Source organism: Geobacillus sp. B4113_201601 (genome assembly GCF_001587475.1).
GTDB lineage: Bacteria > Bacillota > Bacilli > Bacillales > Anoxybacillaceae > Geobacillus > Geobacillus icigianus.
Genome location: NZ_LQYX01000053.1, coordinates 1 through 1,249, shown reverse-complemented (window position 1 = coordinate 1,249; position 1,249 = coordinate 1). Strand labels below are relative to the sequence as shown.

Below are 1,249 nucleotides of genomic sequence, written 5' to 3'. Positions count from 1 at the left end.
CACGAGTGTTGATTATCCAAAATTATACATACGCCTTCCATAAATTTGGGCATACTCAAACAAAGCAGCGGCCATCCCGGATTTCCAATCGAGAGGAAGCTGCCCAGAGAAAAAACGGCGAACGAACGAAATGAAGGAAAGAGAGACGTTCGTCTGTTTTTTGGTTTGATCATACAGCCATCGCAGCAACACATACGCGATGAACGCCGCAAACAGTTGGTTGTATACCGCATTTTCCGTCGTGCCAAACAAGGTCGGGACATTCAGATATTGCTTCACCCAACGGAAAAAGACCTCAACAGTCCAACGTTGTTGGTACATGTCGGCAATGGTTTCCGCAGACGCATGGAAGAGGTTCGTCACGACCCGAATGTCGCGGCCATTCGCATCTCGAAAGATCACCACCCGGTGACGCTTGGTGGAGCGGCATTGTTTCGTCCCCAACTGGCACGTGAAGTCGGCTTGAACCGATGAGGATGTGCTGGAAAGGCGTTTCAAGCTTTTTTTCTGATGAAGTTCGATGTTGTCCTTCATCCGAATGACAAAGAGCTGATGCTGCTCCACAAATCGATCGAGGCGTTCGATTTTGAAATACGCCCGGTCTTCCACCAGCACTTGTTGAGCGTTCGTCAACTGTTCTCCCACCGGGCCATCATGACGCAGTCCGATGGTTTCCACCACGTCTGCCGGCAACGAGGATTCCGGCGAATACGCGACGTGCAGCTTCACTCCGGCGCGTTCGCCGTGATACGGTGCCCATGGCAGGCGGTTTTTCCCGACCGTGACGGTCGTCGAATCCACCACCCGAAGCGGTTTGGGAAACCGAAGCGAACGGCGGGTTTGGCGGTTGCACTTGGAAATGATCAACGCCAACAAGCGTTTCATGATGTCATAGGGAACTTCTTTCGCTTTCTTGGATACAGTTGAATAATGGAATCGCGGCAATCCATACAGAGGCCCCACATCGGCTCCGTGGCGAAAGCTTTTCCATTGATGCATGGCGGCCAGCAGGAAGAAGTGAATCAACTCGCGCAACGTAAAGGTTCGAGACGAATCACGATACCCAACCGCTTCGGCAATCAGTTGAATCTCTTCATCCGAAACAAGTTTTTGCATCAAATTCGGGAGTGTGGTATGCTTGTTCATAGAGAGCACCTCCTGGGTTTGTTTGTGTCGCTACTCACATTCTACAGGAAAGGTGCTCTTTTTTCTATACCCTTTGGATTTTATTGGATAATCAACACGCCTG

At 50.5% G+C, this 1,249-nt stretch carries 1 protein-coding gene; it reads right to left on the bottom strand.

The features are described 5' to 3' along the window. Nucleotides 1-12: 12 nt before the first annotated feature. Nucleotides 13-1,146, bottom strand: a complete 1,134-nt coding sequence (locus tag B4113_RS08000; protein WP_015375695.1) for an IS4-like element IS5377 family transposase — start codon at nucleotides 1,144-1,146, stop codon at nucleotides 13-15. Nucleotides 1,147-1,249 lie beyond the last annotated feature (103 nt).